Origin of the sequence: Prevotella sp. tc2-28 (assembly GCF_900107705.1) — a bacterium.
Taxonomy (GTDB): Bacteria; Bacteroidota; Bacteroidia; order Bacteroidales; family Bacteroidaceae; genus Prevotella.
Genome location: NZ_FNRE01000014.1, coordinates 36,697 through 59,484 on the forward strand (window position 1 = coordinate 36,697; position 22,788 = coordinate 59,484).

Here is a 22,788-nt window from a genome sequence, read left to right on the forward strand (position 1 = left end):
AGAAGTTATATGTAAAGTCCCCCGGCACTACAGAAAGATGCTTCACTAACTTTCAATAGAATTGCCCTCCGAGGAGGTGCCGAGGGACCGTGTATGTCCTTGCCACTCGCCGGAAGGCAGATAATTCTATTTGTTAGTGAAGCGAGTGCAAATTTACTAACTTTAAGTGATTTGTGCAAATGAAAAAGGTTTTATTTTTGAAATTAAACGCTGAAATGTTAAAACTGATGTCAAAATGTGGCCTCAGAGAAGATGACTATAAGTACATAAGAGCGTTTGAAGAGTACACTTTCTTAAGGAACGAGAATCAGAAAGTCGATGTCATACTTATGGAACTTTCTAAGAAGTATAGAGTATCTGAAAGCACTCTAAAAAGGGCTTTTCGCAGGCTCTCAGGTGAGGTCAGATACTGACCTTTGGAATATTATACTTTTGTTGTTTCTTGCCGTTATTCTGTCTAATTTTGCCTCTGTCAAGGTATTGACACAGGTAACATTAGTATTAACAATTTAATTTCTACAACTATGGCATTAGAAATGAATGATTTGATGATGCTGCGAGGTATGGATAAGGAAGGGCTTTCTCCTTACGAGCAGTACAAGGTTGGTTTCATGCAACAGAAGAATCACACAAGTGGTATCGGAGTTGCGGGTTTAGTTCTCGGTACGGTAGGTACAGCCGCAGCCGTTGGTGCTTGGATTTTCGGTCCGATGTATGGTAATGCAAAGGCTAACCAGGCAAAAGAGGTTGCTAACTCTGCAAAGGAACTTGCCAATGTACAGATTGCTGCAAGTCAGCGTCAGCTTGACCAGTTGACAAGTCTGCTTGCATCGGAGCGTAGTGAACGTTTGCAAGGCGACTACACCATCAGCCAGACTATCACCGACACTGTTAGCGGTCAGCAGGCTTCAAACCTCACCGCACAGCAGGCCGCAGAGTTGTCTGCCGTGAACTCTGTAATGCAACAGACCTATTCCGACTTCGTGACAGGTCGTGCCTCTCTGAACCCCACTCCTGTAAGTTTGTACTCGGCTCCCCAGCCTTGTGCTTGCCCCGCAAGTGGATGCGGTTGTAACGGCTAAAAATGGCAATGGGTGTACTTAGGTATTTTCAGGTACTTTTAGGTACACCCTCATTTTCAACAACTTAGAACACGGCAAATGTTATGGTTTACAAACAAAAAGAAACGATTGGAGATGATGCAAGGAATAAGACCAACGAGTAAGGCAACGCTGAAATTGCAATGTTTGTTCTGTTGCAAGGGAGATATTGACGAGGCTATGAAACTCTATGACTACTTTGCTAAGGATATGCCCGAACTTCCCGACTACGACCCTGTACAGCCAACATGGATGGATAACACCAAAGAAACTGTAAATGGTCTTATGGGATGGCTTAGAGAAAATCAAGACACTCTGGCACAAGGGTATGACTTTATTCGTGGAATAATCCAGAGCAGGCAACTGCCACCGATAACTCCCGAAACACCGTCAGCACCACTACCACCAATCAACGAGTAATTACTAACACGGCAAGAATATGGAAGAAAAGAGATTAAGAGGTTTCCCGATAAGTTTCAATATCTATGCGGAGAGCGAGGAAGAGGTTGAAGAGGCTCGTATGGCTATTATTGCTTTCATTGGCTTACACGCTTCACAATGTAGGGCTGTCACGGCAAAGAAAGTAGCACAAGCCTTATCCAACTGGGATAAGAACCCAATAGTAAAGAATCATATAATCAATTATTTCAAGTGATATGGAACAGACAAATCAGAATCAGTTTAAGTGTTCGGGCAACTGTCTACAATGTTTGCCTGCACAGAGAGCGTATTGCTCCTCACAGCACGCTTACTCCAATATGAAAGTCCTTGATATGGTTGCCAAGGCGGTGCTGAGTATGCAAGGAGAGATTAGTGTTATCAAAGAGAAGATAGAGACTATACAGAATAACGAGGCTAACATCTTTGACCCTAGTATAGCGCAGAAAGGGGACGGCGCAGTAATAGAGCCCCAAAATAATTCACTTAACATTTAACTATTATGGCTTGTAACAATGGAAAGACATTCGTGGTTAGTTTGACTACGGTGCCTGGCGGTACCGCCGCCAATGCCAACTATCTGTTGGCTCTCGACCACTTTACTTGTGGTAACAAAAAATTATGTATTAATGAGTCCTATCCGGTAACGGCTGATCTGAAAGCAACAGCTATCGGTCTGCCTGTCGATGTAGGCAATGGAACGTTCTGTCAAGAGGTGCTTATCAACGGTACGGTAAACTATATGCCGTTCAAATGTGGGTGCCAGTGTGGAGTATGCCCTGTGACGGAGAGTATTTACTGTTCTATCTGTGTTCCTTGCTCGTCAGCAGCGACACCGACACTTGCCGTAGGAGCATCGAAAGCTGCACCAACAAACGTTCAGCCCTGTTGCAATGTGACTAACTGCGTGGCTATCACCACAACGCTCAACGTAACGACTGGTGCATAGTATGGAATGGATTGATATTGCGGGTATCGTCTTTATCTGCGTAACGATGAACCATCTCGGACTGATAAGCAAGATAGAAGAGATATACGGTGGAAAAATCCCTATCCTCAACTGCCCTAAATGCGCAAGTTTCTGGATAACCTTTATATTCAGTCTATGGGAAGTATCATCGTTTTACGGAGTGATAAAGGTTCTCGCAATATCTTTCCTCGCAAGTTATATAGCTATATGGCTGGAATTATTAGAAGGATATGTAGATACTTTATATATTAGACTATATGGGAAGATTTACGAAACCTCAGACAACACGCCTGCCGCAGATGCCGACAATGGTAATCCCGCAGGCTCCGTGCCCGAATTGTGAAAAGACACAAGTCCGCAAGCATGGAAAGAAATAGGTTCTCTTTCTTTTAAAAGTAGGCAGAAAAAAGTGCTGATTTAAGAGAAAAGGATATTGAAAGAAGATAAAAACCGTCTAAAAATCAGACAGTTACTTATCCTCTGGATTTAGTCCGCAGATAAAATAAAAATTTTAAAATTAAGAAAAAATGACACAAGAAGAGATGAAGAAAGAGTTTAGTGCCCTCTATGATATGATGGCACGCTCAGAGAAAGTAGAGTATATGCACACCTTTGGTATGGTGCATAGGGAGATGATGGAATGGTTCATACAGAACAAGCCCGAACTCGCACAGGAATGGCTTGACAAGTTAGAATCTATCCGTTGGAAGAACTACCTCTCTCCGAAGGAAGCAGAAAAAATTGTTGCAAAGATGAATCCCCAGGCTCCGTGGAGCAAGGAACAGTGGAAACAAGCAATGGAGAAAGAAGGCTTTGAATTAGAGAAAGAACCTTGTTATAACCGTTGCGCTCTTTGGGTAACTATGGAGATGATTATGTCAGATTCTTCTGAAACGCTTTCAAAGTTTGTGCAAAGCGCAGACATCTTCAAGGTTGTCTATGGTCTTGCCGTTGACAAACTTACCGACAAGGATAACGTTTTCAATATCCGACATTATTTTTCTCTCTAAGCAATGAATTATAGTGAGTTGATGCGAAGGAAACTACTTGAAGACATCTACAATAAGATGTCCGACGAGGAAAAACGTACCTTTGTACAACTCACTTTACAAGATAAGAGCCATCAGGAGATTATGGAAGCGCTCTCCCGTCAGAGAGCACAACTTGAAAGCATAGAGAAGAAACAGAACTGGGTAACCGATTTCGGTAGCGACGTAGCAGCAAACTTCCTCACTGACGGCCTTATATTCTTCGGGCGAAAGTTGTTCGGCAAACTATAACCATCACTTTGCCGTGTTGGTTGAGGGTGGCAACTTTGTTTGTCGCCCTCTAACCGATTTATTAAGGATTAACTTAATCTTTGCTTTTATCTTCTCTGGATTGCGAGCGTCGTGGTTTGAAAGGCGCACAACGTGATAACCTAAACGCCATATCCCGCTACTTCGGTTAGTGTCTAATCGTCGTTGCTTAGTAGTAAAATGATACCCTCCATCTAATTCTACTATAGTTTTGATTTCTGGAAGATAAAGGTCTGCAAAATAGATGCGCCTACCTGTGTTTATAGGATACTGCCTAATAACCTTGTAACCGAGAGCGTTAATTGTACGAAATGTTATTCTTTCTGCTTCGGATGACTTTGCCATTAGGTCTGCACGCCTTAGACGTAGCCATTGCTCAGATATGCGCTTGCAACAACTTTTCTTCCGTTGGGTGTTTGTGGGCTTTGTACTTCGCGTAAGGAGTTTTTCTGAACTCGCAGCACACTTCGTATTCTTCGTAATCATCTTCCATAGTTACTACTTATTAAAAACTCTCGCCCAGAATCCTCGTTCTCTTAACATAGTGATGTTAAAACGCAACTCCTCGATAATCTTGGATTTTACTTCTTTCTCTTCTTCTAAACTCTTCACGCAGCTTTCAAGGAACTTGTTCGTAGACTCAGCAGTCTCCAACTTGGACTGAACATTACGCAACTCCGACTCCAAAGCACGATACGCTGTTAGAGATGGCCGAAATCTCTTCTTCTTTTCTTCCATAACTATACTATTTATTATATTTGATATGCTGCTTTTTCATTAAATCTATGATAAGGTTCTGCATCTTTTCTAATACAAACTCTTTGGTTTCTATCTCTCTGATAAAAAGGGGATGAAAATGATACTTAACATTATTGTAAAAAATGTCGTCTTTCTCTTTTCCTTCTGATACTTTCACCATTATGCGGAACTTAGGAACATAGATGTCCGCTTTAACAGGTGTCTTGCCTTTGAAAGTAGTAAAGAAATGAATCTTTTTCTCTGTAAGGAAGTTAACAAGAACATCTAATTTTGCTTTTTGGTTATTTGTCATTGTTCTTATTGTTTTATGTTAAACTTATTTGCGTTTATCTTCTCGTATATCATCTTAAGTTGTTCTCTTTGTCTCTTTAGCCTCTCTTTTCGGTTTTCACTTAGAACTACTTTTTCTTTCTTTTTATTCTTGCTATCTTTAATAGCCTCATATAGGGATTGAACAATTATTCTATCGTAACATTCACTATTTGAGATTCGAAGTGTTTTAATACCCTTCTTCTTTAGAATAAAATCCCTTTCTTTGTCCTTTTCTTGTCTCTGAGAATGAGAACTTCCGTCTATCTCTATTGCAACTTTATAATCTTTTATGTATATATCAATAAAATACTGGTGCGTTCCGCTTTTTACATAGTATTGGCAAATTGCTTTCTTCTTTAACTTAGGAGGAAGATGTGAAAATATCCACTCTTCTTCTCTTGTTCTGCTTTCTAAGAGCTTTTTTCTTGTAGTCTTTGCCCAATTATTCATTATTATATATGTTATAATATTTTACTACTGGAAGCCTTCTGCGAGCATACGAGAGTTTTACAGGGGTTTCATCCCCTCCGAACTCTCATTGCGTGCTTACTGACTGTTGAGCCCCATAGCATCACACACGGCCTAAAGCAACATTGCTACTCTTCGGCTAACGGTTTTAGCGGCTTTGTCGCCAGGCACGAGGGTAATCCGTCCAAGTTCCAACCTCTCCGCCGTGTGCTGCCCCTTGCGGTAGTTTATAGTCCAATGATGCGGGGTCAAAACTCTCAAAAATGCCTTCTTACATCAGACTTAGGAATCATAAAATGAAACCCCGAAAGCACTGGAACTACTTTCGAGGTTTTATCGTATAGCCTTTCGGCGATTTACTTCTTATTCTCAGCAATAAGTTCCAGTTATCGCTTTCAAGGTGCAAAATTAATAGTAAATTCTCATTTTAGCAAGGAAATTCTCTAAAAATATCTTAAATATCTCCGTGTTTTACTAAAATAATATTAATTTATTAAGTTTTTTCTCTCAATCTTAATATTATCTGAAACATTATTATTAATTTTGGAGTGTAAAAGTTAATAATTAATAGAGAATAGTTTAACAATACATTATTAATATAAGGAGATACAACAATGAAAAAAGACCCAATGAATCCAATGACTTGGAATTCCGACCAATGGAAAGACGCTCTTATCGGAGCAGTATTAACATCCTTCCTTCTTGGAATGGTATCAGTAGTAACATTTATTTTTCACTAATTTATAGGAGATACAACAATGAAGATTAATTCTTTCGGCTCAATGCCACAGTCAGAGATTGCTCCCGTAGCAGTAGTAGAGGAAGTTCGGAACGAGAATCAGTTCTTCGATTTCGAGAAAGCCAAAGTCCAGGAATTATCCTTGGACCAGTTAAAGCGCACCGTAAAGGAGAATCGCGGCGATGACCGCACCTGTCCTCACGGTATCTATCATTTCGCCCTTGTTCAGCAGATATTGGATATGTGCGCTGAACACGGCTACAACGCAGAGGTTTACGACCTCTTTGCCACTAACAACCGAGACAAGCAAACTCCCGGTGTTTCCCTTAACCCTGAGATTGAAGCAAAATACGGTGAGCGTGCCGTAGAGGCTCACACCCTTCGTCGAATCTATGCCAACATCCGATTGAAGGACTTCGATACAGACGAGGTGACAACCAATCTTGCTGTTGCCTATACTCAGAAAGGTATTCAGTTAGGGTTCGGACGCAACGTAATGGTGTGTCACAACCAGTGTATGCTGGGTAGCGGACGTTTTATCTCGGATTATCAGTGTCGCAAGGACACAGCGAAAGCAACCTTACAAGGTATGCTCCAGACCGTAGGCTCATGGCTTACCAACGCTCAGAATATCACCATTGAGGACGATGCCACTATCGAGAGAATGAAAAGCAGCATTCTTACCGCCGAGCAGATCTATACTATCCTCGGTATGCTGATGTCTATCCGTGTCGCCCACGACACCTCTGTAAAGTCTATCCGCTATAACGGCGAGGTCTATCCTCTGAATCAGGCGCAACTCTCTCAGTTTACCGAGAACCTGCTTGTCAAGCAGAAGGAAGAAGGTCGCATCACCGCATGGTCGTTCTACAATGCGGCTACAGACCTCTACAAGCCACAGAGTGCTGAAACGAATATGATTATGCCTCAGAACCTCTCAATGATAGAGTTTATGCGAGCACAGGAAATATTCTAAATCTAACAGGCGAACATCCTCCGGGGCGGGTACTTATAGGCTCGCCTCGGAGAAACGCCGTTAAAACGCGAATAAAAATGGAAAAATCATTTGAAACAGCAAAGTATCACAATAAGTGGGTGGTATTTGATAAAGTATCGCGCACTTTTACTGATATAGGCAAAGGACGCAAGTTCTGTGAGAAAAGAGTATTAGAGTTAAACAGTATAACAAAAAATTAAGATTATGGAATTATCAGATTATTTTGGAAGCATCGACTTGACAAAGTTAGGTCAGATTATTCGCTTACACCCAGAGTTAGTAAAAACAGTAAACATGAAAGACGGAACGCAGCATAAGTTCCTCAACGTTGACATCAATGCGAAGCAGCAAGCCGACCAATACGGCAATGTCGCGTATCTGAAAGTGGCTTGCAAGAAAGCTGAGCAGAAGCAAGGCTTGAATTACTATCTCTGCGACCTACGTCTTTCGCAGAACCAGCAGCAGGCCGCCTCTCAACCACCGCAGCAGGCACAAGCGCCAGCGTCAACCAGTGACGATTTACCATTCTAATCCCCGTATAGTATGAAAGACGAAAATATTGCCTTATTTAAGAGGTTTCTTAAAACCGAAGGGTGCAACACCTTGTATGCCGGGATGTATAATCAATCACACCCCAAAGATGCTCCTGACGATGTAGAGATGTTTTTAAGAGAAGTTGATGCGAAAGATGCTATTCTTGGTGCTTTTGTATTCCCGGAGGGTAATAGTAACTTCGGTGTAAATTACTGGTTTGAAAAAGCCGTCAAGTGGGAGAAGACACTTGAAAGTGCTACCGCCAGCCAGTTCTACGCATACTGCTACCATAACAAGGAAAGTGTTTCAAGAGAAGCAGCGAGACCACTTAATAAAGTGAATACCTATCTGCATACTTACAGCACAGAAGTAACAGGAATAGAGAGAGCCTTGCAAACTCAGTCAAAAGAAACGAAGAAGCAAAGCGAACCCGTGAAACTTGACGCATGGAGTAGCAATAGAAAAACCGAAGAGCCCGTAAAACAGCCCGATGTTCCTCTACAACATAGTGTAACAGAAGAGCAGATGGCTCTAAGCGGTTTTAAACTTTTCTCCATAACAAAGAAAAGCTCTGAGAGGCTCAAAGAGGACGAGGTTACTATCAATACTAAGTCGGGGAACCGCTTCTGCTTTAACAAGAAGCTTTCAGAAGAGATTAAAGATGCACGTCACGAATACATCCATATATATTCAAAGGAGAACACCATCTACATGCTCTTCGACGACAACGAAAAAGATGCTATAAAGTGGCGCATAAACAGTTGCAATGTTGTTTTTAGTAGCAAACAGCTTGTTTCAAATATCTGCGAGTTCTTTAATATCAAAGAAGAGCAAACAACTTTGCATATCTCTAAGAACATGAGCAAGACATCTAACAACTTGTTCTATAAAATCACTAAATCAAAATAAAAGAAAGCTATGAGAAGTAAAACAGCAACATGGTTCGTCTGCGGTATTCGTTACGAAAAGACCCTAGAGGACGGAACACAGAAGAAAGTCACAGAACAGTATGTAATTGATGCCCTCTCTTTTACGGAAGCAGAAGAGCGCATCACAGAAGAGATGTCCGCATATATTAGCGGCGAGTATGAAGTTAAGACTTGTGCCTTTGCGCCTTTTCGTGAGATATTCTTCTCCGGCGACGATAATGCCGACAAATGGTATAAAGCAAAGATTGATTTCATTTCTTTCGACGAGAAAAGCGGCAAAGAGAAACGTTCACACAACTACTACCTCGTACAGGCGGGCTCTATCGGCAGTGCATTGTCAAACATTGATTTCGTTATGAGCGGTACTATGCTTGACTACGTTGTGATGTCTATACAGGAAACACCCGTCGTAGATGTCTTTGAATATAAAGTAAAGCCCGATGACGGAGGAGAGCAGACTGAGGCGTAAGCAAAAAGACCATGAGCGTTACATCGCTTCCTGTGAAGAGCGCAAAGAATATCAACGCATCTATTACGCAAACCATAGAGAGCGGTGTATCGTTTCTGTAAGAGAAGCCGAAAGAAAACGAAAACTTAGAGAATTATGCAAGAAGAAAGGTTATGCCAACTAAAATCTTTCCAAGAGCAGATGAAGACCTTACGGAAAGACGACTCGCTACTAACAGGGGTTACATTTAATACTCTTGCTGGCGATATTAGAATAGTAAAGAAAGAAGTTGCTGTCTTCTTGTTGGATAGCGTCATAAAGTATATTAAAGACGAAATTAAATACAACGAAAGATGAAAAGACTTGTTAGACTTAAAGATAAAGAAACAAAGGAGATATACTCTTACTCTTCCATCACCGAACTAATCCGACGTAATGGAGAAGAAGCGCTTGGAATATCCTTGCAATCCCTATATAACGCGATGAGTACCAATAAAGGAAGATGGGGGAACGACAGGTATGAGGTATATTACGAAACCATAGAACTTGGTAACAAGGAATGGAGATAGGGATATGAAAAAGGTTACATATTGCAATCTTACACAGAAAGAGGCTTTGGAATATACTTCAAAACTAGTAGATTTCGGGCTATCTCTACTTATCTATGCTGCACTGAATGAGTTGCTCACCTCACACAACTATCTTCGGCAAAGCAAGTATTACAAGCAAAAGGTAAAACTTCGGGCAAACGAAGCTTTGCGGCTACGGAATAGAAAGATTGATGAACTTAGAAACGCCGTTTACCGTAAAGACTTCTCCGAAACCTATTAGGATTCGGTGATAGACATCTGCGAAGATGACGTAAAAACGTTAAGAAATGCTATTCAGAAAGTTCTTAAAGAAGGAGGTGTCGAAGATGCGGAGTTGTTTAGTCATATTGAAGTTACGAGGATACTATTAGAATCTTCTATCTACCACTTTGAGGAGATAATGAATGATTGCACCAACAAGTTCCTTTCGGCGAATAGCAAGGAGATGAAAGGGCTTGAACTAAGGAAAATCTTTGTTGAGTTTAACATAGAAAATATCTTCAAAGAATGGGATACAATGTGCGACCTTATCTACGATAGTAAAAAGATTGCAATAGATTTGAATAAAGAAACCATTTCTAATGCTTTTAATAATATTGCTGACAAGTTTGCAAGAGGTGAGTATATTGATGCTTGTCTTGAAGTTGCAAAGAGAGAATATCCCGAATTTTCAAACGCCAAAGTAATTAGAGAAGAATGAAGTATGACGAGTTAAAAGCAATGCTGGCGAAAGAAAAGAAGCCACAACGGCACAGACACCTTGAAGGCGATATACAAGAAGCCTGCGTGAAATACTTTCGCTATGCCTATCCTAACTATATTATCTTTTCTGTTCCTAACGGCGGCACAAGAAATAGTAGAGAGGCTGTTCAATTAAAGCGTGAAGGTGCCCTTGCTGGTGTAGCGGATCTCGTTGTTGTTATAGAGGGTGCTGTTTTGTTCGTGGAGATGAAAACAAAGAACAATAAGCAACAGGAGAGCCAAAAGGTGTTCCAGAAGAACGTAGAGCGGTTAGGTCATCAGTATTCCGTATGCCATAGCTTACAAGAATTTCAGTTAGCAATAGAACGTTTTATTAAAGATAGATTTGGTATATGATTTACATAGAATTTAGAACATGGTATAAGGCTTCACAATACCGTTTAAAGCAATTCTCAGAAGGTTTCTATGGGTTAGTAGTAAAATGCCTACTCTTAGGTTTAATAAGCCTTTTATGCTATTTATATCGCGTTATAAACGCATTCTTTCGGAGAGAAACTATCGCTGGTTGTATTATATCGGTAATCCTCTTTGGAGTAAGCTTTAGCTATGCAACGTCTTTTATTAAAGAACGGAAGCTAAGAGTTGAAGCACAATATCGCGCTGATTCTCTCTCTTATGAATTAAGCAAACTCACCCAAATGTTTGAAAAAGAAGATACACTGATTGTTAATGGCGACACTTTAAGAAGCTGGTAATCAGCCACTTAAAAGTTTTAAAGTCATCTTAAAATGTCTTAAAGTTTTACCTATTATGTTGGAGATACGAATACTAATTTATAAATTTGGAGTGAAGTTTAACTTAACATAGGAGATACAACAATGAGTAGAGTTACAGAGTACAGAAAGACTACACCTTTCTACATTTACTACAATCCCAATCCATTGGGCAATGAGAAGAAAGCATGGGACAGAGGCGATTGCGTTATTCGTGCTTTTGCGGTAGCATTAGACATAACTTGGATAGAAGCTTTTGATATTCTATCAGCAGAGGCAAGGCGCACCTACAACGTTGCTGAAGACGACAAAGTATGGGATGCCGTTCTAAAGAGTATGGGTGCAATCTATCACGGAATAAAGCCCGAAGCAGGAAAGAAGCGAATAACTGTTGAGGAGTTCTGTAAGACGCACCCTAAAGGGAACTACTTTGTTTCTGTATCAGGGCATTGCACCGCCGTTGTCAATGGTGTATGCGTTGACACTTGGAATCCTGCTAAGAAAGCAGTTTGTCGTTATTATGAGATTAAGTTAAAGAAGTAAGCAATGAATAAGAAAGAACTCTTTAAAAAGGACTTCGCCCGCATCCGTCGCAAGATTGAAAAGTACAACAAGGAACTTGCCGACTACGTTAAGATGACTGGCGACAACGAAGTGCCCGATATAGATAGTACTATTATCGGCACCTCACCGATGAACCCAATAGAGGTAAAAGAACTGCCTAATGGTGTTTCATACACAGACGATGGTTGGTGGGAGAACATAACCGTAGAATCGGTATACGGAGAGTATTGGCTATCGGGCGAAGATGAACTCGACGACCTGCTGAAATATAACCGCCGCCGACTTCGCAAAGGTGTTCGCGTTTGGAAATCAGAAAACCCAGATATTGAATTAGAAAAAGACGACGATTAATTATGAGTATAGAAATTAACGGGAAGAAAATACAGTCGTGCGAAGGTTGCGCACTGTATGAGAATTGCAAGAAAAGCAATAGAGAAAACGATGAAAGCGGTTGCTTGTGGTCTACTATACATTTCATAGTCAAGGACTATAAGAGAATGTTTAACAGGTTTCAAGAGTTGGAGCCTTCTATTAAGAAGAAGAATGAGAAACTGAAAGAGGACAGAGATAGGATTATCGAACTTATTCATAAGTTAGACGAGAAGCAAGTAGAGGCAATGTCTGACGAGCGTTTGAAAACAATGTTTAGAACACTTACTTCTTCTGTAAAGAGGTTGAAAGAAGAAAAGGAAGCGTTACAAAACGAAGTAAAACTACTATATGCTCAGATAGACGAAACCAAGAATAGCCGTAACGCTGTTGTCGAAGCGGTAACAGCAGACCTTGAAGAAAAGTTAGAAGAGGCGAATAATAAGATAAAGCTACTTGCGAGTGCGGTAGTAGACCCAGAGAAAGCAGATTCCGTTTTCTTACAATCTTGCAAAGTTCACACTATAGAAACAGATGACGACAAGAAATGGATGGCGGGCGCAATGAGGCAGTTAGAGAAAGCGTCTATGAAATTACTTACAGTTGACGAGCGTCTTTCTCGTTATGAAGAAACATTAAAAGAGAATAATGGTGAGTTGACTACGAGCGTTGAAAAGATTATAAAGAAAGCAATGAATAGCATCAGTAGTACTATCTCTCATATAGAATGCTTTATGGATAAAGTAGGTAACATAAAAATAGAAGAAGATGAATAAAGAAGAAAGAGTTGACGAGCAGCCCACGCAGCTGCCTGACGAAACTAACGAAGAGTATGCCGAAAGGCTTAGATTCTTAAACCCATACTTTTACTAAGAAATGAAAAAGATAGAGTTTAGCAAATACCAGTTAACGTTATTTGAAAAAGCCGTGCGGTATATGATAAGTGACCTCCAGTATGAACGGCATCAAGCACTTGCTCATGGTTGCGCAGGAGGGAGTTATGATAAGGAGATAGAAGAGTATAAACAACTAGAAAATATAATAAGCAATGCAAGGTCAGCAAATGATTAACATAGAAGAACATAGAGTTCCTAAGTTTACGGAACACCCTAATGGTTTTGAGGTTGTAAGCAATGACGGCTCTATAAAGATAGTTCTTCAACATACTACCGTTATGAATGGTAGTATGGAAAGTGATTTCTACTCTACTAAAACCTGGATAAAAGAAGAAAGTGGTTGGATAGAGGTTAACGGAACGCAGACATACCCCACCAAAGAGGCTTTTATAGAGGTTATCCGTGACAACGAAGATTTTACACAAGCAATGAGAGATTACGAAGAATATAAGTTTAACATTTAAAACAATAATGAGATTATGAAGAAAGAAAAATGGATTCTAAAAGTTCGCAACCAGTTAGCGAGCCTCGCCATGGAATGCGACAGCGCAGCAGCGATTGAAGGCGCAAAGATGACACCAGGCGAACGCGAAGATTTACAAAACAAACTACGCGACGCTTATAGGTGGATAGACAAGAAACTTGGTTTTTAATGGTATGTTGTATCCCTATGATGGGAAGTGGCACACAGTCCGCGATGGATAGTGTGCCACTATTATTTTAACACATAGTAAACTGCTTTTAGAGGGAGAAGCAGTCTATCTTCTTCGGAAAGTAGTTCGTAATTATCAATCCATAACTTTACTAACTCCGTAGAACCTATGAGACGTATGTTGCTTTTGTGTTCTCGGGCAAAACGGATAGCCTCGTTGGTAAATGTACCTGAAGAGAAAACAATGCCCGTATCGCCGTCTTTTTTTAGTAATGCCGCAAGGTTACGAACTACGGTAACATCTATTGCGGTAGTTGGCATATGTTTCACTTGTGCGATGATGCGCTGCCCTACCCCAGCAGCATTCTCATAAGCTACAATGTCTATTCCTCCGTCTTTGCCTTTAGGCGCAATGAAAGGTGTATAGTAACCCATACCACGCAAAAGTGTTGCACATAAGTCCTGGAACTCATAAGGGTTCATCGCTTTTATTCTCTTGCTGATACCTTCTTGTGCCGTACTTTCGGCTTCCGCTACTATTATTTCGTCTGTCAGTTCCGAAACCTCTTCTACATCTTCGTCTATCGTTTCGTGCTTATCATTCTCTTTCTGATATTGACGATAAGCCGTATGTGCGATTTCAAACACTTGCTGCGGTGTCAAGGCGAGTGCTTTTTCTCCTTCTTCGGTAAGATACCATACACCTGCGTCTTTTCTTATCAGACCTGCCTTAACATACTCTACAGAATAGAAAACGGAGTTTACAAACCAACGTGGCTGCGGTGTCTTTTCTGACGTGTTAGCACTCTCCCAATCATTGAATGTTAAGATAGTTGGTATCTTCTCCTTGATTGCCGCAAAAGACATTGTACCCTCGTTTTGCTTTATCAGCTTCATTGCTTCATACATAGTCCTTGCGACAACGGAAGCCGACCTTGATAGTTCTTTGTTTTCGCCCATAGATGATTAAATTTTCTGATTAAAGCAAAGGTATTCATTAGTAAAAGCCAAAATATAAAAATAATAGATTTTTTACTTAATGAATCTTAATTTTATTAGTTTTATCCAAATTATTATTAATTTATTACACCAATATTATTATTTATGATACTTTATTATTAATTTTGGAGTGTAGAAATAATTAATTCACTAAAGATAGGAGATACAACAATGAAGAAAAAGATTAATTTTAACGATGCAAGTTTTAAGGAAGTTATAGGTACTTCTAGTTACAGAGGTTATGTTAAAACTACCGCAAACGCACTTTCAATGGTGCTCGGTTCTCCAATGTCAGGAGATGGCGACAAGACGACTTATGAATGGTATAAGAAATACGGCTCAGTAGTATTTACTATCTACGATTACAAGGAGTATGCCGGTATCACTAAGAACACAGAAGTTGAATACCATATTGGTACCAAGTGCCCAGAAGATACAGGCATCATCGTCGGCATACTCGCAGGTCTTGGTTTTAACGCTTATATCGAAAAATAAAGGAGAAAAGAATATGTTACAATCAGAGTTTTTTGAAAGAACGCATATCACCCTCACAGGCGAGGAATATGCCGACGTGGAGTGCCTTTACAACGCTGTAAAGATGGATAAGGACGAGTTTTGCAAGCGATGGGTGTCGGAGAAGAAAAACCCACTATTCAAGGAACTTGCGGAGGCTTTTTGCAATGAGTACAGGATGCACCTTTCCGACATCAATCAGATGCAAGCAAACGGAAAGTCCTACAACGAAGAGATTAACCGCCTCAAAGGCCAGTTAGCAGAGAAAGACCGCATCCGTGAAGAAATGCTTAACGAAGCCAACAAAAGAAATGGTGAGCATCTTACCGATTTTGCAAAGAAGATAATCCTTTCGGGTGTTGAGGACGAAACCCTATACGACATCATCGAAGAGGAGTGCGGTATCAAGTTTATCATACTCGTTAAGAGGGAGGCTGGAATGCCTTTGTCTGAGAGCGAGATTGACTACATGGTGGGCAAGTTATAAGCCCGCCATGTAACTTGCCAAGAGAACTCGATTAAATATGGTTTAACATAAATATTACAACAATGAACAACGGATTTATTTTTAAAAACGGCAGTATCAAGAGAATGCCAATGGAGAACGAAGTAGTTTCGGCAAGCGGAACAAGTGAAGAACAGAAAAAGGTATGCCCCGGATGCGGACGTGAGTTGCCGTTGTCGGCTTTCAACAAACACCCAAGGTCTGCTGACGGACATATGAAAGAATGCAAGGAGTGTACCCGTCGGCGGTTGCACTCTTCTAAAAAGTCGGCTAAAAGCAACCCACTGGCGCAATTCACGGCCAGAGAACTCATGAAGGAGTTAAAGACTCGCGGCTATGAGGGCATTCTGGAATACACTACAGTACAAAGGATTAACATTAGTGATATGTAAGCCTTATGACAACATCAGAACAGAGATTTTTCGATAGCGTTCCTCGCCGGTTAGACGGAATAGAGCGCAACTTGGAGAAGATAAGCGAGTGTTTGGAGAAGATCACCGACATCGTTACTATTATCTACGGAAGCAAAGAATAGACAAACAGAAGGGCGGTATGCAAAAACCGCATATCGCCCGAAGTTTAACATACCTCTTACGCTTTTCACAAAGCAAGAGATACAACAATGAGTTGCAAAAATAAGAATATATTGCGAGATTCGCAAGTTTTTTAAAGATTATTTGGACTTCTGATATATTTTTATTAATTTTGGAGTTCAAAACTAAAGATAAAGAAAGGGTACAACAATGAGAGGTGCAATTATCGGTGATATTATCGGTTCAAGATTTGAGTTTAACAACCTCAGAGAAAAAGAGTTCGACTTCTTTACAGAAGAATGTGACTTTACAGATGATACAATATGTACGGTAGCTATAATGGAAGCTATCTTGGAAAATGATTTGGATTACGCAAGGCATTTACAGAAGTGGTGTAGAAAATATTCTTTCCCGAAAGGCGGATATGGAGCGTCTTTTGCCCAGTGGGTCAACAATCCCAATCCTCAGCCTTACAACAGCTTTGGCAATGGTGCGGCAATGAGAGTTAGTCCTGTTGCATGGGCTTTCAATACGGTAGGAGAGACTATTTCTCAGGCTATCGCTACCGCTAACGTATCACATAACCACCCCGAAGGCATCAAAGGTGCTATCGCCACTGTTCACGCCATAATGCGCCTTGAAGCATCTAAGGATAAGACACAAGCAATAATTACAGAGCAGATGTATTACGACCCATTCCAGTCTTATGAAAGAGGGAGGTTCGACGAAACCTGTCAAGGTACAGTTCCCGTTGCTCTAAGAATAATAGACGATAGTTCTTCTTTTGAAGATGCAATGCAACTCACAATGCAATGGGGAGGAGATAGCGATACGCTCGGTGCTATCGTTGGCGGTATGGCAGAAGCCCTCTATGGCGTACCAGAATATCTGTGGTCGCAAGCAGAGGCATTCTTGCCCTTTGAAATGAAGATGATAATTGAAGAGTTTTATAAAAGGTTTGTAATATGAAAAGAGAAGATTTAATCAAGCAATGCCGCTATTACAGCGGAGAAGAGGTGTGTCCTTTTACAGAAGAGAGGATGCAATGGTTCTGGGATATGGAAAGGGTGTATGTAGAGACCGAAGGTAAGTTTGTTGGAGAAACGGAGACCTATCATAAACTCGACGGACGGAGATACACAGGCATCCCTCATAACTTACTAATGGTAATGTTCACAGGATGGGCAAAGTATACCGCTGATATGGAAAAGCATTTAGAGGATTTCTATGACCTTATGGAGGTATATCTTGATATAGTAAGCGACCATATCTCAAAGACGGCAATACCGGGTTAGTAACCGATATTGCTGTCTAATACATAAGAGAGGTCTTTAATCTCTTGACCCACGATTTCAACATCTATATAGGTCTTATATCCGTCGTTATAGACTTTCGTTATTCTCATTTTTGTTCCTCTCTGGAAGAGCGTTTCATCTTCTCTACTAAACCTTTTATATCTTGTTACTCCGTCCCACTTAACGCTTTGGGCTCCTTCTCCAAACTGACTAAAAGGCTCTACATAGGCAGCTTTCGTCCCTTTAGGTGCAAAGATATTAATTACGACTTCATTACTACTGAATCCTGAACTACGACGTGAACCAGTACTCATAAAACCGCCCTCTTGCATTGTCATACCAACAAGGTCTTCTATCTTATTGGGCCACTTGCCGCCGGCAAACTCTATTCGTGAACGGATAACAGATATATCTCTATCGCCACGCATGAACCACATATCTTTTGGCAGAGGGTTTCTTTCAATGTATCGGGTTATGAGATTGACCTTTGTTTCAAAGTTTGTCCTTGATTGGCTGCCTACATAGCGGCGACCTTGCAACGGCTCATTCTTGTCGCAATAATGGTGTGTATATTCATATATCTTCTCTCGCTCCATTTTTGTTGCTGCTTGCCATGCTTTTGAAGCGGTTGGGAAGAGGGTATCGTCAGCAAGTTGTCCGTTGCCAGTGTCCCATACGGCGGCTTTCTTTCTCTCTTCGCTGAATATCTCGCTAATACCTTTCCCTTTCTTAGCATAACCTCTATCATATTCTATCTGTTTCTTCTTGGCTTCGGCTTTACTTAGAAGTTCCTGTGCAGCATTAAGGTCTGACTTACTTGATACAGCAGATTCTATATCGCTCAGTATATTGTTAAACGGTACGCTCTTAGTATCAAAGGCTTTAAGTTCTGTCAGTGCGCTTTCTATCTTCTGCCAATCAATGATAGATTGTGTTTCCTTTATGAGTTTCAGATATGCGCTCTCGGCAACTTTTGATGTAGGATAAAGGTTGTGAGGTTTGAGATAAGTGCTATCAACGACATACAATGCTTCTGAATTAAGTTTAGAGAGCAAGTATTCCTCTAACGAAGCATATTTTGATTTAAGATAGCTGTTCGTCGCATAGTTGCCGCTCCATTTTGCAACATTATTACTAACAACTTTTTCTACTTCCTTAATATCGGAGAGAGAGAATTGTTTTAACCATTCCCTTGCGTCAGGAACTGTCTTTTCTATCAATGCCGCCTCTTTGTTTATTCTTGCTATCTCCTTTGCAAGAGCTCTACTATATTCCCTTGTAGCAATAGTATCGCCTTTGATAATAGCATTACGAAGCATTGACTTCATGCCGATTGTTTCGGTGTATTCGAGTTTGTCGGCAACCTGCCAAACATTCTTACCTGTCTTAATGATAAGGGCATTCTTTGCTTTTCGTTCATCCCAACGGCGCTGAATGTCTGCCTTTTCGGCTTCTGTCTTAACTCTCTTAACCCTTGCGATACTTGGCTGATAACCCATTTTAAGAAGTTCCTCGGGCGAAAATTGCTTGCCCACATACTTCATATTATCACGCCAAATCCAACCAAGTTTTCCACGTTCACCAGCGGATATAAACTTATCCCTGTTAGCATCAATCCACTGCTTTGCACGGTCAGGTAAATCTTTGACAGCATTCGGAGAAACATATCCGCTCATATCCTCGCCAGCAGCCAAACGGCGATAAAATTCCTTCTTCTCCTCTCCTTGTATTGTGATGGGATTAGACATACAAAGGCATTGTGGGTGCCAACCCGTGAAGATAAAGTCTTTCGGGTAGCGTCCAGCCAGTTCGTCGCACTCGTCTGGTGCAGGGTGTTGTGGCGACAAGTCTATAACAATGCCGATGACAAACGGCTCCATCTGCCATCGTTCCGCATTGGCACGGTGGTAGGCTCCGTTTATCTCTGTCCGCATCAGTCTGTCAGCGTTCCGCTTTGACGAGCGATAATGACCCATACCGACTTTTTCCAATGGCTCTTCTACGAAACGTACTTTTCCGTTCTCGTCCACAATACGTCTGCGCCACTTTACAACATCTTTCTTATTGCCTTGTGCATCGACTACGGTACGATGATAGCGGCGATACATCATATCGGGGTTATTAAGATACTGACGGACTTGCAAACCGAGTGATGCCGCACTTGTGCCTTTCTTTAATCCGTCAGCAAGGACATTCGACACTGCCATCTCAAACTCCGCTTTCGTCTGAGAGCAATAGTTCCAAACAAGTTGAGAGAGGTTTAATCCTTCGGAGGTTTTTAGGCGATTGCGAATAAACGTTTCTGCGGCGGTATTTCTTGCTTGGCTTATTGCTTTATTGGAGAGGATAGAAAAACCCGAGAGAACCGCATTATCGTGCGAATACGCCAATGCTACGCCATCTGTTATGCCGGCACGATAGGCTAACATATCCTTTTGAACGTAATCAGAGAAGATTTCGTTGAGTTCCTCACGTAATTCGGGATAGTTGCCGAAGCGATAGAGCACATTCTTCTCTAAGAAGTCCTCTACACCAACACCTGACTTATGAGCAATAACGGTAAGGCGGTCTATGAACTTGTCATAGAGGGTTTCAAGGCGCTTGGAGTAAGCACCAAACATTGCCGTTAGTTGTTTCCGTTTCTGCTCGTTTGTCATTTACCTCTTCTTTTTCTTTTTCAATGTATTCAGAATATACTCCTTACTAACGCTTGCAATAGTGCGAGTATTCTTATTGCTTGCTCTTGTAAAATTGACAAGACATTTGCCAAACTCCTCTGAATTAACCGCACCGCTATCCTTGAAAGCCATAGCACGCATGGAGCCACCCCATATCTTATGATTACGAAGAAACTCCGTTCCGCAGCATTCGGCACCGCAACCATAACGGCTGCTGATAAGGTTGTCGGCATTGAAGAACTTTACTCCGTGCTTCTTTCCGAGATAGGTATAGGTGGAAAGCATACTACGTTTACTTTCCTCGTTATATACCCTATCGCCACTCTCTATCGTTCCATTCTTCTTAAAGTAGCCGAGGACATCATAGCCAAGAGCGTCGCCAATCTTCTTGTAGATTTGCTTCTCCTTGCCTGATGCGATAACTCTTATCTTCAAGCCTTCCGTTTCAAAGCCCCATGCACCACATTCTTTAAGCATACCAATGAAGCGGTCTGCTACCTTTTCCGAGTAAGGCAAGATAAAAGGCTGAATACGGACTGTAATACGGAAGCCCATCTCCGATAGTTTCTTAATAGCAGCAAACCTGCGAGAGGGTGATATTGCGCCACATTCAATCTGTCGTGCTATATTATCGTCACAGAATGAGCAACTGACATTAAGGGCGATGTTTGAATTCTTAAACTCCTCGGCATAAGAAAGAAATACTTCGGGGTTCTTGGTGGAAATCTGCACTGGATAGTCAATCTTATCAAACACCTTTAAGCAATCATAGGTGATATGCTCCCATTTCTCTACCACAGGAAAAGGGTCTGCCGTAGCACCAATCTTTACAGGAATGCGCTCTTTGAAAGCCACTTCGGCTGCTTTGGTGTAGTCATAAGGACTGGCAAGCGTCTTTTCTACCCAGCGCACAAGCCCTTTCGGGTCATTGCCCTCCAAATATGATTGTTTTCGGTGTTCTTCGCTCTGATTTCTGCGAGTAAACTCAATGAAATCCCTTGCAAAGCAGAACAAGCAACCATAAGTGCAGCCCCTATAAGTATCGAAATGGAACGGTATCGGACAGACACAGAACTGACTTGTAACACTCGGTGCCCAAAACTTCCTCTCTATCTTTCTTTCTCTTTCGTCTGCCATAGCTCTTTTTTTTAAAGAGAAAGCGTACCCGAAAGATATGGGTATCAGGCACGCTTTCCAAACTACAGATTTTTATATGGTTATTCTTCTACTCCGTTACTTGTTCCTCCTATTCCCATAGCTTCTTGTGCCTGTTTGAGTGCTTCGGCTTCCTCTTCTTTAATCTCCTCTTCAATGAGTGCCGGATCATCATTGATAGGATTAAGAGCGATAGCTCTGCGACGAGAGGTCGTTTGCTTGCCGCCTACGGACTTACTAATAAGCTCCAACTCCTCTACCTCATTCTTTGGCATATAGGGCGTAAATACAGGCTCAAAATCCGTTTCATCAGCTACACTCATAGGAATACCACTTTCGATGATTCCTGTATTGCATATACCATTGGCAACAATGTTGCTCCGACGGGTAAACATCTCTCCAAAGAGTTCGGTTTCTGTCTGGGCGTCCATGTGAGGGTCGGTAAACATCAGTCGGATTGCCGCACCACTTGTATTGTTACCAACCTCTTTCATTCGCTCAAAACTGATGTCTGCCGAATGAGTATAAGAATATATCATAGAGAAAAGGTTAGCAAGTTCACCTGTAACGCTGACGGGGGAGTTATCCCATGACAACATCTTCATATCGGTATCTTTCTCGCCTTGGAAGACAGCGCCCTGCTCTCCTTTCTCTGCGAAGCCGTTTAGCTTACCTTTGACAAAGTACTTTGGTACTCCGAAGTAATCATTTGTATCTCCCCAGTTGGAGGTCAAATCCTCGGCACGCTCAATCTCGGATTGCACATCTTCCCACTTTGCCTGCTCTCTACGGTAGTAGACAATAGGAATCTTTGTAAAGCCGTGCATCTTTGGAGAACCTTCCTGTAGCTTCCATCCGTTGCTGTCATTAATGAACTGATAGACAAAACGGTCCGTATATACGTCAAAATGCTCTTTAGACACACCCTCTTCGTCATAGACTTTGTACCGACGGGCGAATCCGTCCATGTTGTCATAGTCATTGAAATGCGGATAGAGTCTGTCGCCAAGAACAGGAGCAAGCAGCTTGACACGCATCTTGCCTTTTCTATTGATAGTTCCATCAGGGTTGGTTTCCATATACCATAATTCGGCGGCTTCCCTCTGACGGAATACTATACGAGCAAGTTTCTTGTCGAAATATCGCATCTTGTTATGATGATAGACTTTCTTAACTGCGCCAAATAGCGTTTGTTGTTTGTCTGTCGTTTTCTTCAACTCTACACCGTTCTGTGTTATCTTATAATCAGCAGGTATGCCGAAGAGAAAACCCACAGCTCGCTCTACGATAGATTTCTGTACAGGAATAGCAATGCGAACCCGCTCAACTTTCTTAGTTTTATAAATTGTCTTACCAGTCTGCGGGTCTTTTTTGTTTGTAGGAACCTGTATTGCTTTCTTTGGACGATAGTTCTCGTCAAAGATTTTGTGTTGTTTGGGGTCGTACTGCGCCTCTATTTCTTCAAGGGATGTCTTGAAAGGCTTCTTTCTTGCTGTAAGCAGTCGAATGACCTTATCAGGTTCGTTAATATTAACTATTTCTGTAATATTTCTCATAAATTACACGCTTTTT

Annotated in this window: 36 protein-coding genes; 28 read left to right on the forward strand and 8 right to left on the reverse strand. The window is 41.3% G+C overall.

What is annotated here, in order from left to right; translation table 11 throughout:
* The first annotated feature begins 179 nt into the window (after positions 1 to 179).
* The 9 genes from BLU47_RS14855 to BLU47_RS11985 all read left to right on the forward strand — a co-directional run bounded on the left by BLU47_RS14855 (position 180) and on the right by BLU47_RS11985 (position 3,788).
* A complete protein-coding gene (locus tag BLU47_RS14855; RefSeq protein ID WP_091963012.1) occupies positions 180 to 413 on the forward strand; it encodes a hypothetical protein in 234 nt (77 codons plus the stop codon).
* 111 nt (positions 414 to 524) lie between these two features.
* Positions 525 to 1,082, forward strand: coding sequence for a hypothetical protein (locus BLU47_RS11950; RefSeq protein ID WP_091963015.1), 558 nt, complete (start codon positions 525 to 527; stop codon positions 1,080 to 1,082).
* Between the two features lie 78 nt (positions 1,083 to 1,160).
* Positions 1,161 to 1,520 carry a hypothetical protein gene (locus BLU47_RS11955; RefSeq protein ID WP_091963017.1) on the forward strand — a complete coding sequence of 120 codons (360 nt, stop codon included), beginning with the start codon at positions 1,161 to 1,163 and terminating at the stop codon, positions 1,518 to 1,520.
* 19 nt (positions 1,521 to 1,539) lie between these two features.
* Positions 1,540 to 1,755 carry a hypothetical protein gene (locus BLU47_RS11960; protein ID WP_091963019.1) on the forward strand — a complete coding sequence of 72 codons (216 nt, stop codon included), beginning with the start codon at positions 1,540 to 1,542 and terminating at the stop codon, positions 1,753 to 1,755.
* A 1-nt stretch (position 1,756) separates the two neighbouring features.
* Positions 1,757 to 2,035, forward strand: coding sequence for a hypothetical protein (locus tag BLU47_RS11965; RefSeq protein WP_091963021.1), 279 nt, complete (start codon positions 1,757 to 1,759; stop codon positions 2,033 to 2,035).
* Positions 2,036 to 2,040: 5 nt separating this feature from the next.
* Positions 2,041 to 2,487, forward strand: a complete 447-nt coding sequence (locus BLU47_RS11970; RefSeq protein ID WP_091963024.1) for a hypothetical protein — start codon at positions 2,041 to 2,043, stop codon at positions 2,485 to 2,487.
* A gap of 1 nt (position 2,488) precedes the next feature.
* Complete coding sequence (locus BLU47_RS11975; RefSeq protein WP_091963026.1) at positions 2,489 to 2,851, forward strand: hypothetical protein; 363 nt, start codon at positions 2,489 to 2,491, stop codon at positions 2,849 to 2,851.
* Positions 2,852 to 3,035: 184 nt separating this feature from the next.
* Complete coding sequence (locus BLU47_RS11980) at positions 3,036 to 3,518, forward strand: DUF7841 family protein (protein ID WP_091963028.1); 483 nt, start codon at positions 3,036 to 3,038, stop codon at positions 3,516 to 3,518.
* 21 nt (positions 3,519 to 3,539) lie between these two features.
* The gene (locus BLU47_RS11985; RefSeq protein WP_176780576.1) at positions 3,540 to 3,788 is read left to right on the forward strand and encodes a hypothetical protein; all 249 of its coding nucleotides are present in this window, start codon (positions 3,540 to 3,542) and stop codon (positions 3,786 to 3,788) included.
* 3 nt (positions 3,789 to 3,791) lie between these two features.
* Here the strand turns inward: BLU47_RS11985 and BLU47_RS15290 are convergent, their stop codons facing one another.
* Genes BLU47_RS15290 through BLU47_RS12005 form a run of 4 tightly spaced genes read right to left on the reverse strand, consistent with a single transcriptional unit; the run spans position 3,792 to position 5,327 of the window.
* Entirely contained in the window at positions 3,792 to 4,292 is a 501-nt protein-coding gene (locus BLU47_RS15290; RefSeq protein ID WP_091963032.1) for an endonuclease domain-containing protein, read from the reverse strand.
* A gap of 12 nt (positions 4,293 to 4,304) precedes the next feature.
* Positions 4,305 to 4,544: a hypothetical protein gene (locus BLU47_RS11995; protein WP_091963035.1), complete on the reverse strand. Its 240-nt coding sequence runs from the start codon at positions 4,542 to 4,544 to the stop codon at positions 4,305 to 4,307.
* A gap of 7 nt (positions 4,545 to 4,551) precedes the next feature.
* A complete protein-coding gene (locus BLU47_RS12000; protein WP_091963038.1) occupies positions 4,552 to 4,857 on the reverse strand; it encodes a hypothetical protein in 306 nt (101 codons plus the stop codon).
* A 5-nt stretch (positions 4,858 to 4,862) separates the two neighbouring features.
* Complete coding sequence (locus BLU47_RS12005; protein ID WP_091963041.1) at positions 4,863 to 5,327, reverse strand: endonuclease domain-containing protein; 465 nt, start codon at positions 5,325 to 5,327, stop codon at positions 4,863 to 4,865.
* A 776-nt stretch (positions 5,328 to 6,103) separates the two neighbouring features.
* Here BLU47_RS12005 and BLU47_RS12010 point away from each other — a divergent pair.
* The 13 genes from BLU47_RS12010 to BLU47_RS14860 all read left to right on the forward strand — a co-directional run bounded on the left by BLU47_RS12010 (position 6,104) and on the right by BLU47_RS14860 (position 13,539).
* Positions 6,104 to 7,060 (forward strand): hypothetical protein, encoded by a 957-nt coding sequence (locus tag BLU47_RS12010; RefSeq protein WP_091963043.1) that lies wholly within the window; start codon positions 6,104 to 6,106, stop codon positions 7,058 to 7,060.
* 225 nt (positions 7,061 to 7,285) lie between these two features.
* Entirely contained in the window at positions 7,286 to 7,612 is a 327-nt protein-coding gene (locus BLU47_RS12015) for a hypothetical protein (RefSeq protein WP_091963046.1), read from the forward strand.
* 12 nt (positions 7,613 to 7,624) lie between these two features.
* Positions 7,625 to 8,524 carry a hypothetical protein gene (locus BLU47_RS12020; protein ID WP_091963049.1) on the forward strand — a complete coding sequence of 300 codons (900 nt, stop codon included), beginning with the start codon at positions 7,625 to 7,627 and terminating at the stop codon, positions 8,522 to 8,524.
* 9 nt (positions 8,525 to 8,533) lie between these two features.
* The gene (locus tag BLU47_RS12025) at positions 8,534 to 9,013 is read left to right on the forward strand and encodes a DUF4494 domain-containing protein (protein ID WP_091963052.1); all 480 of its coding nucleotides are present in this window, start codon (positions 8,534 to 8,536) and stop codon (positions 9,011 to 9,013) included.
* A gap of 816 nt (positions 9,014 to 9,829) precedes the next feature.
* Positions 9,830 to 10,282 (forward strand): hypothetical protein, encoded by a 453-nt coding sequence (locus BLU47_RS12045; protein WP_091963065.1) that lies wholly within the window; start codon positions 9,830 to 9,832, stop codon positions 10,280 to 10,282.
* Positions 10,279 to 10,680 (forward strand): VRR-NUC domain-containing protein, encoded by a 402-nt coding sequence (locus BLU47_RS12050; RefSeq protein ID WP_218131546.1) that lies wholly within the window; start codon positions 10,279 to 10,281, stop codon positions 10,678 to 10,680. Before BLU47_RS12045 ends, BLU47_RS12050 begins: the two co-directional genes overlap by 4 nt.
* Positions 10,677 to 11,039 carry a hypothetical protein gene (locus BLU47_RS12055; RefSeq protein WP_091963069.1) on the forward strand — a complete coding sequence of 121 codons (363 nt, stop codon included), beginning with the start codon at positions 10,677 to 10,679 and terminating at the stop codon, positions 11,037 to 11,039. Before BLU47_RS12050 ends, BLU47_RS12055 begins: the two co-directional genes overlap by 4 nt.
* Positions 11,040 to 11,162: 123 nt before the next feature.
* Positions 11,163 to 11,600 carry a hypothetical protein gene (locus BLU47_RS12060; protein WP_091963072.1) on the forward strand — a complete coding sequence of 146 codons (438 nt, stop codon included), beginning with the start codon at positions 11,163 to 11,165 and terminating at the stop codon, positions 11,598 to 11,600.
* Between the two features lie 3 nt (positions 11,601 to 11,603).
* Complete coding sequence (locus BLU47_RS12065) at positions 11,604 to 11,972, forward strand: hypothetical protein (RefSeq protein ID WP_091963075.1); 369 nt, start codon at positions 11,604 to 11,606, stop codon at positions 11,970 to 11,972.
* A 2-nt stretch (positions 11,973 to 11,974) separates the two neighbouring features.
* Positions 11,975 to 12,766 carry a hypothetical protein gene (locus BLU47_RS12070; protein ID WP_091963080.1) on the forward strand — a complete coding sequence of 264 codons (792 nt, stop codon included), beginning with the start codon at positions 11,975 to 11,977 and terminating at the stop codon, positions 12,764 to 12,766.
* Between the two features lie 100 nt (positions 12,767 to 12,866).
* Complete coding sequence (locus BLU47_RS12075; protein WP_091963085.1) at positions 12,867 to 13,061, forward strand: hypothetical protein; 195 nt, start codon at positions 12,867 to 12,869, stop codon at positions 13,059 to 13,061.
* The gene (locus BLU47_RS12080; RefSeq protein WP_091963088.1) at positions 13,054 to 13,350 is read left to right on the forward strand and encodes a hypothetical protein; all 297 of its coding nucleotides are present in this window, start codon (positions 13,054 to 13,056) and stop codon (positions 13,348 to 13,350) included. Before BLU47_RS12075 ends, BLU47_RS12080 begins: the two co-directional genes overlap by 8 nt.
* Before the next feature lie 15 nt (positions 13,351 to 13,365).
* Entirely contained in the window at positions 13,366 to 13,539 is a 174-nt protein-coding gene (locus tag BLU47_RS14860) for a hypothetical protein (protein WP_176780578.1), read from the forward strand.
* Between the two features lie 62 nt (positions 13,540 to 13,601).
* Here the strand turns inward: BLU47_RS14860 and BLU47_RS12085 are convergent, their stop codons facing one another.
* Complete coding sequence (locus tag BLU47_RS12085; RefSeq protein ID WP_176780579.1) at positions 13,602 to 14,435, reverse strand: restriction endonuclease; 834 nt, start codon at positions 14,433 to 14,435, stop codon at positions 13,602 to 13,604.
* A 273-nt stretch (positions 14,436 to 14,708) separates the two neighbouring features.
* Between BLU47_RS12085 and BLU47_RS12090 the strand changes: the two genes are divergently transcribed.
* From BLU47_RS12090 to BLU47_RS12110, 6 genes are all read left to right on the forward strand, one after another.
* Positions 14,709 to 15,032, forward strand: coding sequence for a hypothetical protein (locus BLU47_RS12090; RefSeq protein ID WP_091963093.1), 324 nt, complete (start codon positions 14,709 to 14,711; stop codon positions 15,030 to 15,032).
* Between the two features lie 13 nt (positions 15,033 to 15,045).
* A complete protein-coding gene (locus tag BLU47_RS12095; RefSeq protein WP_091963096.1) occupies positions 15,046 to 15,537 on the forward strand; it encodes a hypothetical protein in 492 nt (163 codons plus the stop codon).
* 62 nt (positions 15,538 to 15,599) lie between these two features.
* The gene (locus tag BLU47_RS12100) at positions 15,600 to 15,947 is read left to right on the forward strand and encodes a hypothetical protein (RefSeq protein ID WP_255402187.1); all 348 of its coding nucleotides are present in this window, start codon (positions 15,600 to 15,602) and stop codon (positions 15,945 to 15,947) included.
* A 5-nt stretch (positions 15,948 to 15,952) separates the two neighbouring features.
* Entirely contained in the window at positions 15,953 to 16,090 is a 138-nt protein-coding gene (locus tag BLU47_RS14865; protein WP_176780580.1) for a hypothetical protein, read from the forward strand.
* Positions 16,091 to 16,298: 208 nt separating this feature from the next.
* A complete protein-coding gene (locus tag BLU47_RS12105) occupies positions 16,299 to 17,057 on the forward strand; it encodes an ADP-ribosylglycohydrolase family protein (RefSeq protein ID WP_091963099.1) in 759 nt (252 codons plus the stop codon).
* Positions 17,054 to 17,383, forward strand: coding sequence for a hypothetical protein (locus tag BLU47_RS12110; protein WP_091963101.1), 330 nt, complete (start codon positions 17,054 to 17,056; stop codon positions 17,381 to 17,383). Before BLU47_RS12105 ends, BLU47_RS12110 begins: the two co-directional genes overlap by 4 nt.
* On the opposite strand, the gene BLU47_RS12115 is transcribed toward BLU47_RS12110, so the two are convergent.
* The 3 genes from BLU47_RS12115 to BLU47_RS12125 form a co-directional block, all read right to left on the reverse strand.
* Positions 17,380 to 20,040 (reverse strand): ADP-ribosyltransferase, encoded by a 2,661-nt coding sequence (locus BLU47_RS12115; protein ID WP_091963104.1) that lies wholly within the window; start codon positions 20,038 to 20,040, stop codon positions 17,380 to 17,382. The genes BLU47_RS12110 and BLU47_RS12115 overlap by 4 nt on opposite strands.
* Positions 20,041 to 21,198, reverse strand: coding sequence for a radical SAM protein (locus BLU47_RS12120; protein WP_143025563.1), 1,158 nt, complete (start codon positions 21,196 to 21,198; stop codon positions 20,041 to 20,043).
* A gap of 80 nt (positions 21,199 to 21,278) precedes the next feature.
* Positions 21,279 to 22,772, reverse strand: a complete 1,494-nt coding sequence (locus BLU47_RS12125; protein ID WP_091963110.1) for a phage portal protein — start codon at positions 22,770 to 22,772, stop codon at positions 21,279 to 21,281.
* Positions 22,773 to 22,788 lie beyond the last annotated feature (16 nt).